Annotated in this window: 11 protein-coding genes; 8 read left to right on the forward strand and 3 right to left on the reverse strand. The window is 73.2% G+C overall.

Going from position 1 to position 14,879, the window contains the following annotated elements; all coding sequences use genetic code 11:
* Positions 1–20 precede the first annotated feature (20 nt).
* A complete protein-coding gene (gene gabT, locus ACIRS1_RS35715) occupies positions 21–1,361 on the reverse strand; it encodes a 4-aminobutyrate--2-oxoglutarate transaminase (protein WP_360214465.1) in 1,341 nt (446 codons plus the stop codon).
* Between the two features lie 357 nt (positions 1,362–1,718).
* On the opposite strand from gabT, the gene ACIRS1_RS35720 reads away from it, so the two are divergent.
* The 3 genes from ACIRS1_RS35720 (at position 1,719) to ACIRS1_RS35730 (ending at position 7,113) form a co-directional block, all read left to right on the forward strand.
* Complete coding sequence (locus ACIRS1_RS35720) at positions 1,719–3,704, forward strand: ATP-binding protein (RefSeq protein ID WP_402846631.1); 1,986 nt, start codon at positions 1,719–1,721, stop codon at positions 3,702–3,704.
* 153 nt (positions 3,705–3,857) lie between these two features.
* Complete coding sequence (locus ACIRS1_RS35725) at positions 3,858–5,423, forward strand: PucR family transcriptional regulator (protein ID WP_360214461.1); 1,566 nt, start codon at positions 3,858–3,860, stop codon at positions 5,421–5,423.
* Positions 5,424–5,670: 247 nt separating this feature from the next.
* Positions 5,671–7,113: an aldehyde dehydrogenase family protein gene (locus tag ACIRS1_RS35730; RefSeq protein ID WP_360214459.1), complete on the forward strand. Its 1,443-nt coding sequence runs from the start codon at positions 5,671–5,673 to the stop codon at positions 7,111–7,113.
* A 116-nt stretch (positions 7,114–7,229) separates the two neighbouring features.
* On the opposite strand, the gene ACIRS1_RS35735 is transcribed toward ACIRS1_RS35730, so the two are convergent.
* On the reverse strand, positions 7,230–7,898 hold the full coding sequence (locus ACIRS1_RS35735) for an NAD(P)H-binding protein (RefSeq protein WP_360214457.1): 669 nt from the start codon (positions 7,896–7,898) through the stop codon (positions 7,230–7,232).
* 261 nt (positions 7,899–8,159) lie between these two features.
* On the opposite strand from ACIRS1_RS35735, the gene dxr reads away from it, so the two are divergent.
* The 5 genes from dxr to ACIRS1_RS35760 all read left to right on the forward strand — a co-directional run bounded on the left by dxr (position 8,160) and on the right by ACIRS1_RS35760 (position 13,799).
* Positions 8,160–9,389, forward strand: a complete 1,230-nt coding sequence (gene dxr, locus ACIRS1_RS35740; protein WP_360214455.1) for a 1-deoxy-D-xylulose-5-phosphate reductoisomerase — start codon at positions 8,160–8,162, stop codon at positions 9,387–9,389.
* A gap of 110 nt (positions 9,390–9,499) precedes the next feature.
* On the forward strand, positions 9,500–10,804 hold the full coding sequence (locus tag ACIRS1_RS35745; RefSeq protein ID WP_360214453.1) for a site-2 protease family protein: 1,305 nt from the start codon (positions 9,500–9,502) through the stop codon (positions 10,802–10,804).
* A gap of 143 nt (positions 10,805–10,947) precedes the next feature.
* The gene (gene ispG / locus ACIRS1_RS35750; RefSeq protein ID WP_360214451.1) at positions 10,948–12,108 is read left to right on the forward strand and encodes a flavodoxin-dependent (E)-4-hydroxy-3-methylbut-2-enyl-diphosphate synthase; all 1,161 of its coding nucleotides are present in this window, start codon (positions 10,948–10,950) and stop codon (positions 12,106–12,108) included.
* A gap of 159 nt (positions 12,109–12,267) precedes the next feature.
* A complete protein-coding gene (locus tag ACIRS1_RS35755) occupies positions 12,268–13,143 on the forward strand; it encodes a GNAT family N-acetyltransferase (protein ID WP_360214491.1) in 876 nt (291 codons plus the stop codon).
* Positions 13,144–13,238: 95 nt separating this feature from the next.
* Positions 13,239–13,799: a GNAT family N-acetyltransferase gene (locus ACIRS1_RS35760; protein WP_360214449.1), complete on the forward strand. Its 561-nt coding sequence runs from the start codon at positions 13,239–13,241 to the stop codon at positions 13,797–13,799.
* A 60-nt stretch (positions 13,800–13,859) separates the two neighbouring features.
* Here ACIRS1_RS35760 and ACIRS1_RS35765 read toward each other — a convergent pair whose 3' ends face one another.
* Positions 13,860–14,783: an aminoglycoside phosphotransferase family protein gene (locus tag ACIRS1_RS35765; protein ID WP_402846635.1), complete on the reverse strand. Its 924-nt coding sequence runs from the start codon at positions 14,781–14,783 to the stop codon at positions 13,860–13,862.
* Positions 14,784–14,879: the final 96 nt, after the last annotated feature.

Here is a 14,879-nt window from a genome sequence, read left to right on the forward strand (position 1 = left end):
GACCTGACGGGCGACACCGCTCAGGCGGCGGTGAAAGCGCCCTCCAGGATGTCCAGGCCCTCGTTCAGGAGGTGCTCCGGCATGACCAGCGGCGGCAGGAAGCGCAGCACGTTGCCGTAGGTGCCGGCGGTCAGCACCACCAGGCCCTCGGCGTGGCAGGCCTTCGCGATCGCCCCGGCGGCCTCCGCGTTCGGCTCCTTGCCGCCCGCCTTCACCAGCTCGACGGCGATCATCGCGCCGCGGCCGCGGACCTCGCCGATGATCTCGAACTTCTCCTGCATCGCCCGCAGGCGGCCCAGCATGATCTCCCCGATCCGCTGCGCCTTGCCGTTGAGGTCCTGCTCCTTCATCGTCTCGATGGCGCCCAGCGCGGCCGCGCAGGCCACCGGGTTGCCACCGTAGGTGCCGCCCAGGCCGCCCGCGTGCGCGGCGTCCATGATCTCGGCGCGACCGGTCACCGCGGCCAGCGGCAGACCGCCGGCGATGCCCTTCGCGGTGGTGATCAGGTCCGGGACGACGCCCTCGTCGTCACAGGCGAACCACTGGCCGGTGCGGCAGAAGCCGGTCTGGATCTCGTCCGCGACGAACACGATGCCGTTGGCCTTCGCGTACTCCACGATCGCCGGCAGGAAGCCCTTGGCCGGCTCGATGAAGCCGCCCTCGCCCTGGATCGGCTCGATGATGATCGCCGCGACGTTCTCCGCGCCGATCTGCTTGTTGATGATGTCGATCGCCTGCGCGGCGGCCTCGGCGGCGCAGTTCTCCGCACCCGTCAGCCAGCGGTACGGGTAGGCCACCGGCACCCGGTAGATCTCCGGCGCGAACGGACCGAAGCCCTGCTTGTACGGCATGTTCTTCGCCGTCAGGCCCATGGTGAGGTTCGTGCGGCCGTGGTAGCCGTGGTCGAACACCACGACGGCGGTGCGCTTGGTGTAGGCGCGCGCGATCTTCACCGCGTTCTCGACCGCCTCGGCACCCGAGTTGAACAGCGCGGTGCGCTTGTCGTGGTCACCCGGGGTCAGCTCGTTGAGCTGCTCGGCGACGGCCACGTAACCCTCGTACGGGGTCACCATGAAACAGGTGTGCGTGAACGCGGCCAGCTGCTCGCTCGCCTTGGCCACCACGGCCTCGGCGCTGTTGCCGACGTTCGTCACGGCGATGCCGGAACCGAAGTCGATCAGCGAGTTGCCGTCCACGTCCTCCAGCACGCCGCCGTTGGCACGGGACACGTACACCGGCAGGGTGGTGCCGACGCCGGCCGCCACCGCACCCAGCTTGCGGGCCTGCAGCTCCTGCGACTTCGGACCGGGGATCGCGGTGACCAGGCGGCGCTCCTGCGGGAGCGGCGTTGCGGCGCTCATGGGGTTCTCCAGACTTCTCGGCTCGGTGCTTCGCAGGCTACGGCCGCCCCGACCGGCCGGGCATGCGCCACTCGGTAGCACTGGGCCGTCCGACTTGTCCGACGCGGCCAGCCCGGGCGGCACGACTACCCGCAGGCCCCGCTCCACTACATTGAGCGCGGGCGTGTCGCCGGTACGGCGGCATGGGTATGGCGGCACCGACGGCGGTCGGGCCGGGCGGGCGAGGGAGCGGGGCCGTACATGGCGCAGGACGGGGCACACCACCACACGGATCGCACCACCACCAGACCCCCGACCCCCATGCCCCACCAACGCCCCGGCGGCCCGAGCCGCGGGGGCTTCGACCTCCCCGTATGGGTGGCGATTCCGCGGCCCGAGGCGTTGCCGGGAATCTTCCGGCAGGGGTACGAACGGGTCGACCCCACGCAGGCGGAGGAAGCGAAGGTCCCAACCGGGCCACTGCTGTGGCGCGCGGGCCTGAACCTCGTCGCCACCATCGCCACCTACTACATCGGGACACTCGTGCTCGTGTGGGCCGTGGGGCTTATGGGGGGGTTCGCCGGAACCTCGCCGGAACAGTTCAACACGGCGCAGCTCCTCATCAACGTCGTGACCATCAGCTGCGCGGCCGCGGTCTTTTGGCGCACCGGGCGGTGGCGAGAGGTGTGGCGCAGGTTCTTCACCCGCGCCGGATGGCAGAAGAACGTCGCCCCGGTACTTGCCCGCGCCATCACACACGAGGGGCCGGCTCCGGTCGGGGTGGTCGTCGACGCCGCTCCGGTCACCGCTGCCGATCCCTGGTCCGCCCAGCGGTCCGGAGGGGCCATGGCGGCGGCCGCGAAGCTGGACCAGACGAACGTCGGGGACGTCGACTACATCCGGATCCAGCGCGCGTGGGAATCCGCGCAGGCCGACGTCGCGTTCGTGCCCGCGTTCGTCGATCAGGTGTTGGCGCGGGGTGGTGCGGCGTTCTCGCATCCGTCCGAGGTCCGGGATCTGCCCGCCCGGGTGGCGCATCACGACCTCCTGCTGCAGCAGGTCCGGCTCGGCACCACGCAGGACGTGGTGAAGAATCCGCACTCCCACCGGCTCACCGGGTTCGCACTGGACCCCACTGTGCTCGGGACGTCACTGCTGGCCGTCGGTCCGGCGGGAACCGGCAAGACGGCCAGGCTCGCCCGGCCCGTCACCGAGGCGCTGTGTCTCCAGACGCTGGCCGGGACGGCCTGCGCGGTGGTGATCGGAGCAGCGGACGCGGATCTCGGGCCGGACTCCTGGTACGACGTGGTGATCTCACCGGGCGAGCCGGGTTCGGTGTACGGCCTGGACCTCTACGGAGCGACCCAGGACCCAGACGAAGCAGCCGCCAGGCTTGCCGAGGCGCTGCTGCCGGATGAGCTGACCGCTCGTGCGGAGAGCGCCCGGACGACTCTGCAACAGGTGATCGGACCGTTCAACACCGCCTACGGGCGTTATCCCGGAGTCCGTGAACTGCGCGCTCTGCTCGCCGGGGAGCCAGACACGGTCGAACCGTTGGTGAAGGCCCTCCGCTCCGTCGGCCAGCTGTCGGTCTATGAGCGTGACCTCGAACACCGGAAGCGGCAGCAGGGCCGTGCCGACGACCCCGGGGTGCTGCTCGCAGACCGCCTGGCGCTTCTCGATCGCCCCGCGTTCGAAGGGGCCTTCGCCACGGACGGCACGGGCCGCCTGCCCTTCGCGATGCGGGCGCTCGACCACCCTCTCCGTGTTCGGGTGAAGCTGCCCGAACGCAGCCATCCGGAGGCGGCGCGGATCCTGTCGCGCCTGGTGGTCGGCCAATTCGTGGTCGCTGCCGTCGCGCGGGAGGACCGATCGCTCTTCGCCGGGCTGGTGGTGGATGACGCTTCGGCGGCGTTGGATGCGAATACGGTCCGGGGCCTTCAACGGATGCGCGGGGCCAACGCGGGGGCCGTACTGATGCTGCGCACCCTCATGGACCTGCCCGAGTCCCTGCGCGCACCGCTGTTCGGTGCGGTGGGCTGCCGGATGGTCTTTCCCGGCATTGCTCCGTGGGACGGAAAGTTCTTCTCGGAGGCTTGGGGTACGCACGTGGTTCACGAAACCGTCGTGACCCACACCCCCGACACCTCCGGTGGGGTGATGCGGCGGGCCGGGCGGGTGGGGCGGAAGGCGTTGTCGGGGACGGCGGCGCAGACGGAGTCGGTGACGACGCGGGACGTGGAACGGTTGCGGTGGTCGCCGTCGGATCTGGCGCACGCGTTGCCGGCGGGGCACGCGGTGGTGTCGTTGACGGCGGTGTCGGGGGAGCAGGTGCCGCCGTTGCTGGTGGACCTGCGGGGGTGAGGGGCGCGGGGGAGGAAGCTCGCCTTCGAGGTGGATTCGGCAGTGCGGGTTGTCCGGAGCGTCCATAATGAAGGGGAGAGTTTCTCACTTGTCCCATTGCCCTCTCCTCGCCCGGCCGCAACGGCGCGGTCAGGTCGATCCCCCGAAGGTGCCATGCCCCCCACACTCGCCTCCGTCGTCCGCAACAGTTCGCTCCATCTGACGGTCCTCGCCGGTGCGGACCATCTGGAGCGGCCGGTCCGCTGGGTGCACACCAGTGAGCTGGACGACCCGACGCCGTTCCTGGAGGGTGGCGAGCTGCTGCTCACCACCGGGATCAAGCTGGGTCGTACGGCGGCGCAGTTGCAGGCGTACGTGCACCGGTTGGCCGATGCCGGGGTGGTGGGTCTGGGCCTGGGGGTGGGGCTGTCGCACACGGAGGTGCCGCAGCCGCTGGTGGACGCGGCGGCGCAGCGGGGGCTGCCGTTGCTGCGGGTGCCGGAGCCGACGCCGTTCATCGCGATCAGCAAGGTGGTGTCGGCGGCGCTGGCCGCGGAGCAGTACGAGGCGGTGACGACGTCCTTCGAGGCGCAGGAGGAGCTGACCCGGGCTGCGCTGGGCAAGGACGGCACGACGGCCGTGGTGCGCCGGTTGGCGGCGCGGCTGGGCGGTTGGGCGGCGCTGTACGACGGTTCGGGGGCGCTGTCGGTGGTGGCTCCGGACTGGGCGGCGCGCCGGGCGGGGCGGCTGGCCGCGGAGGTGGACCGGCTGCGTCGGCGGCCGGCGCCGTCGAGTGCGGCGTTGCAGGGGCGGGCGCCGGGGATAGACACGGCGGACGAGGACTACGTGGTGGTCCAGTCGCTGGGGGCGGACCGGCGGGCGCGCGGGTTCCTGGCGGTGGGGACCGAGGACCGGATCACCCCGACCGAGCGGTACGTGCTGAACGCGGCGGTGGCGCTGCTGACCCTGACGCTGGAGCGGTCGCGCGAGCTGCGGCAGGCGGAGGAGCGGATGGGCGCGGCGCTGCTGCGGATGGTGCTGGCGGGGGAGGTGGCGACGGCCCGCCAGGTGGCGGTGGGGCTGTTCGGCGGTCTGCCGGAGGGGACGATACGGGTTCTGGTGGCCGGTGCGGGGCCGAACGCGGAGGCGGCCGAGGCGCTCGGTGAGCTGGGGGACCGTGCCGAGCAGGCGGGTGCCCGGGTGGGCGAGAAGCTGCTGGTGGCGCGGGAGGACGGCGCGCACGGGCCGCGGTTGATGGTGCTGGCGCTGGACAACGGCTCGGTGCACCGGGCCTGTCTGGGCGCGGTGGAGGAGCACGAGGGCCTGTCGCTGGGCGTGTCGGCGCCGGCTTCGCTGGAGGAGGCGGGGACGGCGCACGCGCAGGCCGAGCGGGCGCTGGCGGTGGCGCTGCGCGGTGGCCGCCGGTCGGTGGACCACGAGGAGGTCGGTGCGGGTTCGCTGCTGCCGCTGCTCGGGGAGGAGGCGGTGACGGCGTTCGCGGAGGGGCTGTTGCGGCCGCTGCGCGAGCACGACCGGACGGCGCGCGGCGATCTGGTGGCCTCGCTGCGGGCGTGGCTGTCCAGACACGGGCAGTGGGACGCCGCGGCGGCGGACCTCGGGGTGCACCGGCACACGCTGCGTTACCGGATGCGCCGGGTGGAGGAGCTGCTCGGCCGTTCGCTGGACGACACGGACGTCCGGATGGAGTTGTGGCTGGCGCTGCGCTCCGGCGAGGAGTAGGCGGGAGCGAGCCGGCGGGCAGGCGGCCGGCGGGCCGGCGGGCCGGCGGGAGGGCCGCGGCGGGGCCGGTGGCCGCGGGTCGGCCCGGGGTAGCGGATCCCGGGCCGTTCGGCTGGACGGGATGGAGTGGCCTCGGGGCGGAACGCTCCTAGTCGTCCAATCCGGTCGGCGCGTCGCCGCCCCTACCCTCGGGTTCAGGCCCCACGTCCGTGGGTCCGACGACGACGAGGAGAGGGCCGGTACCACGGTGACCACCACGTACGATTTCTGGCTCGCCGGCCGCCGGGCGAGCGGTGACGCCGACTTCGAGGTGCACAACAGCTGGGACGGCCGTCTGGTCGGCAAGGTGAGCATCCCGACCGAGGCCCAGGTCGAGGAGGCGCTGGACGCCGCCGTCGCCGCGCTGCCGGTGTTCGCGGCGACCCCGGCGCACCAGCGTGCGGCCGCGCTGGACCACGTGGCGAAGCGCCTGGCCGAGCGGACCGAGGAGATCGCCCGGCTGATCACCGCCGAGAACGGCAAGCCGATCAAGTGGGCGCGCGGCGAGGTCGGCCGCGCGGTGTCGGTCTTCCGCTGGGCGGCCGAGGAGGCCCGCCGGACCAACGGCGAGACGATGCGGCTGGACACCGACCCGGGCGGCGTGGGCCGTTTCGCGGTGGTGCGCCGCTTCCCGCGCGGTGTGGTGCTGGGGATCGCCCCGTTCAACTTCCCGCTGAACCTGGTCGCGCACAAGGTCGCGCCGGCGATCGCGGTGGGTGCCCCGATCATCCTGAAGCCGGCTCCGTCGACCCCGCTGTCGGCGCTGGTGCTGGGCGAGATCCTGGCCGAGACCGACCTCCCGGCCGGTTCGTGGAGCGTCCTGACGGTGCCGAACGACCGGATGCCGGCGCTGGTGCAGGACAAGCGCCTGCCGGTGATCTCGTTCACCGGTTCGGACAAGGTCGGCTACCAGATCATGGACTCGGTGCCGCGCAAGCACACCACCCTGGAGCTGGGCGGCAACGCCGCGGCCGTGGTGCTCGCCGACTGGTCCTCGGAGGCCGACCTCGACTGGGCGGCGACCCGGATCGCGATGTTCGCCAACTACCAGGGCGGCCAGTCCTGCATCTCGGTGCAGCGGGTGATCGCCGACGCGTCGGTGTACGACGCGCTGGTGGAGAAGGTCGTGGCCAAGGTCGGGGCGCAGGTCACCGGTGACCCGAACGAGGACGCGACGGACGTCGGCCCGCTGGTCGACGAGAACGCCGCGAAGCGGGTGGAGTCCTGGGTGGACGACGCCGTTGCCAAGGGCGCCAAGGTGCTGACCGGCGGGACGCGCGAGGGTGCCACCTACGCGCCGACCGTGCTGGCCGAGCTGCCGGAGGACGCGATCCTGGCCAAGGCCGAGGTGTTCGGCCCGGTCATGTCGCTGCACCGGGTGGACGGCGTCGAGGAGGCCTTCGCGGCCGTCAACGACTCGCCGTTCGGCCTGCAGGCGGGCGTGTTCACGCACGACCTGCAGACCGCCTTCCGCGCCCACCGGGAGCTGGAGGTCGGCGGTGTGATCATCGGCGACGCGCCGTCCTACCGCGCCGACCAGATGCCGTACGGCGGCGTCAAGGACTCCGGTGTCGGCCGCGAGGGCGTCCGCTACGCGATGGACGACTACACGGTGGAGAAGGTCCTGGTCCTCACCGGCCTCGACCTCTGACCGGACGGATTCCCCGTCGACGAAGGGCCCGGTCGACCGACCGGGCCCTTCGCGTGTCCGCGCCCGGGTCTCCGCGGGCCCCGGCGTCCGTGCAGGCCTCGGGGCCCCGGGGGGCCTCAGCCGTCGTGTCCGCCGGCGGCGGCGACGGCCTCCTCGACGGTGGCGTTCCCGGCGACCAGTTCCAGCGTCCGTCCGGCCGTGCCCGGTTCGTGCAGCAGCGCCGCGAGGACGGCGGCCACGTCGGCCCGGTCGACGGCGCCGCGGGCGACGGAGGGGGCCAGCCGGACCAGGCCGGTGCCGGGGCCGTCGGTGAGCCGGCCGGGCCGCAGCACCGTCCAGTCCAGGGTGGTCCGGGCCCGGACGGCGTCGTCGGCGGCGCCCTTGGCCCGCAGATAGGTCTCGAAGACCTCGTCGGCGGGGTGGTGGGCGTTGGCGTCGGCGCCCATCGAGGAGACCATCAGGTAGCGCCGGACGCCGGCCAGTTCGGCGGCGTCGGCGAGCAGGACGGCGGCGTCGCGGTCGACGGTGTTCTTGCGGGCGGTCCCGCTGCCCGGTCCGGCGCCGGCGGCGAAGACCACCGCGTCGGCGCCGGTGAGCAGTTCGGCGAGCCGGGGGGCGGTGGTGGACTCCAGGTCGAGCAGCAGCGGCTCGGCGCCGGCCGCGGTGAGGTCCTGGGCCTGTTCGGGGCGGCGGATGATCCCGGCGGGCCGGTCGCCGCGGGCGGCGAGCAGCCGTTCGAGCTTCAGCGCGATCTGTCCGTGTCCCCCGGCGATGACGGTACGCATGGCTCCGACGGTAGCCCGGGGCGGGTGTCCCCGTCCTGCGGAGCGCGGTACCGAGCGCGGTGCCGGACGCGGCACCGGACGCAGGTCCCGAGCACGCTGCTCGAACGGAGCCCGTGGGCCGGCCGGCGGCCCGCGCGGAGGCGCCGTCCCGTCGGAGTGCGCGGGCGTGCGGGGGAGTGAGGTCCGGTCGGGGAGCGCCCCGGGGGCGCGGATCCGCCGGACGCGGCCTGGGCAGGGCCCGGGGCAGGACACAATGGGCGCATGACTTCGCTCGCCCACCCGCAGCTGCGCTTCACGCCCACCGTGCAGGACCCCTCCGGCCCCCGGGAGCTGGTGATCCTCGGTTCCACCGGGTCGATCGGCACCCAGGCCATCGACGTGGTGCTCCGCAACCCGGACCGCTTCCGGGTGGTCGCCCTGTCGGCGGCCGGCGGCCGGGTGGAGCTGCTGGCCGAGCAGGCGCTGCGGCTGGGCGTGCACACGGTGGCGGTCGCTGACCCGGCCGCGGAGCCGGCGCTGCGCGCGGCGCTGACCGCGAAGGCGGCGGGTGCGCCGCTGCCGACCGTGCTGGCGGGCCCGGACGCGGCGACCGAGCTGGCCGCCGTGGAGTGCCACTCGGTGCTGAACGGCATCACCGGCTCGATCGGTCTGCGCCCGACGCTGGCCGCGCTGGCGGCGGGCCGGGTGCTGGTGCTGGCCAACAAGGAGTCGCTGATCGTGGGCGGCCCGCTGGTGAAGGCGGTGGCGAGGCCGGGGCAGATCGTCCCGGTGGACTCCGAGCACGCCGCGCTGTTCCAGGCGCTGGCCGGCGGCACCCGCGCCGAGGTCCGCAAGCTGGTGGTGACGGCCAGCGGCGGCCCGTTCCGCACCCGCAGCCGCGAGCAGCTGGCCGGGGTGACCCCGCAGGAGGCGCTGGCGCACCCGACCTGGGCGATGGGCCCGGTGGTGACGATCAACTCGGCCACCCTGGTCAACAAGGGCCTGGAGGTGATCGAGGCGCACCTGCTGTACGACGTGCCCTTCGACCGGATCGAGGTCGTGGTCCATCCGCAGTCGGTGGTGCACTCGATGGTGGAGTTCACCGACGGTTCGACGCTGGCGCAGGCCAGCCCGCCGGACATGCGGATGCCGATCGCGCTGGGCATGGGCTGGCCGGACCGGGTGCCGGACGCGGCCCCCGGCTGCGACTGGACCAAGGCCGCGACCTGGGAGTTCTTCCCGCTGGACGACGAGGCCTTCCCGGCGGTGGAGCTGGCCCGCGAGGTCGGCACGCTGGGCGGGACGGCACCCGCGGTGTTCAACGCGGCCAACGAGGAGTGCGTGGAGGCCTTCCTGAAGGGCCGCCTGGCCTTCACGGGGATCGTGGACACTGTTGCCAAGGTCGTCGCGGAGCACGGGACGCCCGGGTCGGGAACTTCCCTGACGGTCGAGGACGTCCTGCACGCGGAGGACTGGGCCCGCGCCCGGGCCCGCGAGCTCGCGGCGGGCTGACGGCGGCGGTCCGGGTCGCGCCCGCCCGGGTGGGCCCGTGCCGGTACCGGCACGGGCGCGACTGCGGTAAGACAAGACGAAGAGCGGAGCGGCATGACGGAGGAGCAGCGGTGGCAACGGTGATGTGGGTGGTCGGCATCCTGGTCTTCGTGGTCGGGTTGCTGATCTCGATCGCCTGGCACGAGCTGGGCCACCTGTCCACGGCCAAGCTGTTCGGCATCCGGGTGCCGCAGTACATGGTCGGCTTCGGTCCGACGGTCTGGTCGCGGAGGAAGGGCGAGACCGAGTACGGCTTCAAGGCGATCCCGCTGGGCGGCTACATCCGGATGATCGGGATGTTCCCGCCCGGCGAGGACGGCCGGATCACCAAGCGCAGCAGCTCGCCCTGGCGCACGATGATCGAGGACGCCCGGGAGGCCTCCTACGAGGAGCTCCAGGAGGGCGACGAGCAGCGGCTGTTCTACACCCGCAAGCCGTGGAAGCGGATCATCGTCATGTTCGCCGGGCCGTTCATGAACCTGGTGCTGGCCTTCGGCCTGTTCCTGACGGTCATGATGGGCTTCGGCGTCAAGACCGCGATCCCGACCATCGGTTCGGTCGCGCAGTGCGTCGTCAAGGCCGGCCAGCCCACCGACGTGTGCCCCGCCGACGCGCCCAAGACCCCGGCCAACGAGGTCGGCCTGCGGCAGGGGGACAAGGTCCTCTCCTTCGGCGGCGACCGGATCCACGACTACGACCAGCTCCAGGCGGACATCCGCAGGTCGGCCGGGCAGAAGGTGGACATCGTCGTCCAGCGGGACGGGCAGCAGCTCACCCTGTCGCCCGTCATCGCCGTCAACGACGTGCAGAAGTACGACGACCGGGGCCTCCCCCTCAAGGGGCAGACCGTCCAGGCGGGCTTCCTCGGGTTCACGCCCGGCCAGGGGGTCGTCCGGCTGGGCTTCGGGCAGTCCGTCGACCGGATGTACGACATGGCCGAGGGCGGCGTGAAGTCGCTGGCCGCCCTGCCCGGGAAGATCCCCGGTCTGTGGAACGCGGTCGTCGGTGACGCCCCGCGCGATCCGGACTCCCCGATCGGCATGGTCGGCGCGGCCCGGGTCAGCGGCGAACTGGCCAACCTGGACCTCCCCGCCGAACAGCGGGTGGCGATGTTCGTCAACCTGCTGGCAGGCATCAACCTGTCGCTGTTCCTGTTCAACATGCTGCCGCTGCTGCCGCTGGACGGCGGTCACATCGCCGGTGCGGCCTGGGAGGCGGTCCGCCGACGGCTCGCACGGATGTTCCGCCGGCCCGATCCGGGACCGTTCGACGTCGCCAAGCTGATGCCGGTCGCCTACGTCGTGGCCAGCATCTTCATCGGCTTCACCCTGCTCGTGATGGTCGCCGACCTGGTGAACCCGGTGAAGATCGGCTAGGGCGTTCGGGTACGGCGGGTGTGCTGGGCCCCTGCGCCGTGCCGTACCGTGGAGGCCGGGTGCGCGATCGAGGCGCGCCCGGCCTCCGCCGTCCCGACGGCGGGGCGGACGACCACACCTCAACCCCGGGGAACCCTGCGCACATGACCGCGATCTCGCTCGGTATTCCGTCCCTGCCGCTCAAGCCGCTGGCCAAGCGCCGCGTATCCCGGCAGATCATGGTCGGCAACGTCCCGGTCGGCGGCGACGCCCCGGTCTCGGTGCAGTCGATGACCACCACCGTCACCTCGGACATCAACGCCACGCTGCAGCAGATCGCCCAGCTCACCGCGTCCGGCTGCCAGATCGTCCGGGTCGCCGTCCCCTCCCAGGACGACGCCGACGCGCTGCCGATCATCGCCAGGAAGTCCCAGATCCCGGTGATCGCGGACATCCACTTCCAGCCGAAGTACGTGTTCGCCGCGATCGACGCCGGTTGCGCCGCGGTCCGCGTCAACCCCGGCAACATCAAGGCCTTCGACGACAAGGTCGGCGAGATCGCCAAGGCGGCCAAGGACGCCGGCGTCCCGATCCGGATCGGCGTCAACGCCGGCTCGCTCGACAAGCGCCTGCTGGAGAAGTACGGCAAGGCCACCCCCGAGGCGCTGGTCGAGTCGGCGCTCTGGGAGTGCTCGCTGTTCGAGGAGCACGACTTCCGCGACATCAAGATCTCGGTCAAGCACAACGACCCGGTCGTGATGATCCAGGCCTACCGCCAGCTCGCCGCCGCCTGCGACTACCCGCTGCACCTGGGCGTCACCGAGGCCGGCCCCGCCTTCCAGGGCACCATCAAGTCCGCCGTCGCCTTCGGCGCGCTGCTCGCCGAGGGCATCGGCGACACCATCCGGGTCTCGCTCTCCGCGCCGCCGGCCGAGGAGATCAAGGTCGGCATCCAGATCCTGGAGTCGCTGAACCTGCGCCAGCGCGGCCTGGAGATCGTCTCCTGCCCGTCCTGCGGCCGCGCCCAGGTCGACGTCTACAAGCTCGCCGAGGAGGTCACCGCCGGCCTGGAGGGCATGGAGGTGCCGCTGCGCGTCGCGGTCATGGGCTGCGTCGTCAACGGCCCCGGCGAGGCCCGCGAGGCCGACCTCGGTGTCGCCTCCGGCAACGGCAAGGGCCAGATCTTCGTCAAGGGCGAGGTCATCAAGACCGTCCCCGAGTCGAAGATCGTCGAGACCCTGATCGAGGAGGCCCTCAAGCTCGCCGAGCAGATGCAGGAGGAGGGCGTCGAGGCCGGTGCGCCGACCGTCGTCGCCGCCGACTGACCAGGTGGGGTCCGCGCGGGTCTGCCGCGTGCTGTTCTTCCGGAAGCGGGGCCGTCCGTGCGCGGACGGCCCCGCGGCCGTAGCCGGGTGGGGCCACGGAGTAGGGTGCGGCCAGAGTCGTCTCAGTGAGGTGCTGTCTCGATGCTCGATCGAGGTGTGATGCTCCCCAGCTCGTTCCAGGCCGCGCGCGCCCTGGCCACCACCCGCGTGCTGGAGCCCCCGGACCTGGCGGACGCCCTGGAGATCCTCCACCGCGACCCGGTCGCCAACGCGTTCGTCGCCACCCGGGTCGAGGCCGTGGGTCTCGACCCCTGGCGGCTCGGTGGCGAGATGTGGGGCTGGTACGACGGGGACGGTGCGCTGGCCGCGCTCTGCTACGCCGGGGCCAACCTCGTTCTGGTCAACGCCGGGCCCGAGGCCGTGGCCTCCTTCGCCGAGCGGGCCCGCCGACAGGGCCGGCGCTGTTCCTCGATCGTCGGGCCGGCGGAGTCCACCGCGGCCTTCTGGGCGCTGCTGGAGCGCAGCTGGGGCCCGGCCCGGGACGTCCGCGCCCACCAGCCGCTGCTGGCCACCACCGCGCCCTCGGCCGAGATCGCCCCGGACCCGCTGGTGCGGCGGGTGCGGCGCAACGAGGTCGAGGCGCTGATGCCGGCCTGCGTCGCGATGTTCACGGAGGAGGTCGGGGTCTCCCCGCTGGCCGGCGACGGGGGCCTGCTCTACCAGGCCAGGGTCGCCGAACTGGTCTCCACCGGGCGGTCGTTCGCACGCTTCGGGGAGGACGGCCGGGTCGTCTTCAAGGCCGAGATCGGGGCCGTCACCGAGGGCGCCTGCCAGATCCAGGGGGTCTGGGTGGCGCCCGAGCACCGCGGCCAGGGGCTCTCCGAGACCGGCATGGCCGCCGTCCTCGGCATCGCGTTGCGCGAGGTCGCGCCGGTGGTCTCGCTGTACGTCAACGACTTCAACCTGCGCGCCCGGGCCGCCTACCGGCGGGTGGGGTTCCGCGAGGTCGGGGCGTTCATGAGCGTGCTGTTCTGAGCCCTTCCGCGGGGCCGGCGGTCCGGTCCGGTCCCGCGCGGTCCGGTTCCGATCTTCGCCCGCGCCACGGCCGCGCGGGTAGTAACGTCCGGAGCATGGATCAGCTGACCGGGGTGACGATCGAGGCCATCGACCTTGCGGCCTGGGCGCCGACGGCGCTGGAGGTCCAGGCCGTGGCCTTCGGGCTCACCCCCGAGGAGGTCGCGGTACGGCTGCACATCGTGGGCCGGCACGCCCGCCAGCCCGGGGTGGTCGCCTTCGGGGCGATGAGCGGCGGCCGACTGGTCGGGTTCGGCTACGGCATGCCCAACCAGCGCGAGCACTGGTGGAGCACGGTGATCGAGCCGTACCTGACCGCGCGCGGCCACGGGGACTGGCTGGACGGCGTGTTCGCCGTCACCGAGCTGCACGTGCTCCCCGACTTCCAGGGGCAGGGCGTGGGCTCGCGGCTGATCCGGGCCCTCTGCGACCGTTCCGGCCTGGACCGCAGCATCCTCTCCGCGATCGACGCGGAGACCCCGGCCCGGCGGCTCTACCGCGCGCTGGGCTACCAGGACCTCGCCCGCGCGGTGCGGTTCCCGGCCACCGACCGGCTGTACGCGGTGATGGGGGCGCGGCTGCCGCTGCGGGGGCCCGGGCCGTCCGGCCGGTTCTGACCGCGCCCGGCGACCGGGCGGATTCCGGGGCCGGCGGGTCCCGGTGCCGGCGGAGCGGCTTCAGAGCTGCCCGGCGAACTCCAGGTGCAGTTCGGCGTCCTCGTGGCGGCCGGCGGCCAGGGCGCGCAGGCCGAGGTCGACGGAGCGGAACAGGGTCCACCCGCGCAGCCGCTCCCGGTCCACGTCCAGGGCGTCGGCGAGCTGGTGCAGCCGGCGGCGGACGGCCGCGGGCGCGCCGGGGGAGCCGATCAGGGTGTCCGCGCGTTCCAGGGCGAGCCGGGCCAGGTCGTAGGCGCGTTCCCCGGCCAGCGGGCGCGGGTCGATCGCCAGCCAGGGCGCCCGGTCGGCGGCGAGCACGTTGCCGTGGTGGAAGTCCCCGTGCAGGAGGAAGGTCTCGGCCGCGGACCCGGTGAGCGCGCGGGCCGTCTCCAGGGCCTCCGTGACGAGGGGCTGCGCCTCGGCCGCGCCGGGCAGCGCGCGGTGCCGCTCCAGCCGCTGCGTGGTGTCGGCGGCCCGCTCGGCGAGGGTGGCGAAGGGGTGCCCCTCGGGCAGGGCGGTCCAGAGCCGGTGCAGCAGGCTGGTCGCCTCCAGCATGGCCTTCGCCTCCGCCAGCGAGCGCAGCGGGATGTCGCCGTGCAGCCGTTCCAGGAGCAGGACGCCCTCGGCCGGGTCCGCGTCCAGCAGCAGCACCGCGCCGCGGCCGGCCCAGTGGGACAGGGCGGCGTGTTCGTGGGCGGTCTCGTGGGTGCGCAGGCCGGCCTTGAGGACGGCGGGGGAGAGGTCGTCGCGGTGGACGTAGGCGACCAGGCTCAGGCTGCCGCCCGGGTCGAGCACCCGTTCCAGGGTGAGGTCCCAGCGGGCCAGGTGGGCGGCCACCGCGGTGGGGAGGCCCGCCAGCCACTGCCGGCCCCGGTCGCCCTCGCCCGCGGTGACGCCGCGGGCCAGCCAGGTGGGGACGGTGATCTGTGCTGCTGCTCCCGACATGCCGGCCTTCCGGTTGACGCTCCCCCGTGGGTACTGCTCCGTCCATTGTCGGTCATGGGGGTGAACTCGCAGGTCAGTGCCGCGGGGTCGGTGGCA

Origin of the sequence: Kitasatospora sp. NPDC101176, assembly GCF_044768035.1 — a bacterium.
GTDB lineage: Bacteria > Actinomycetota > Actinomycetes > Streptomycetales > Streptomycetaceae > Kitasatospora.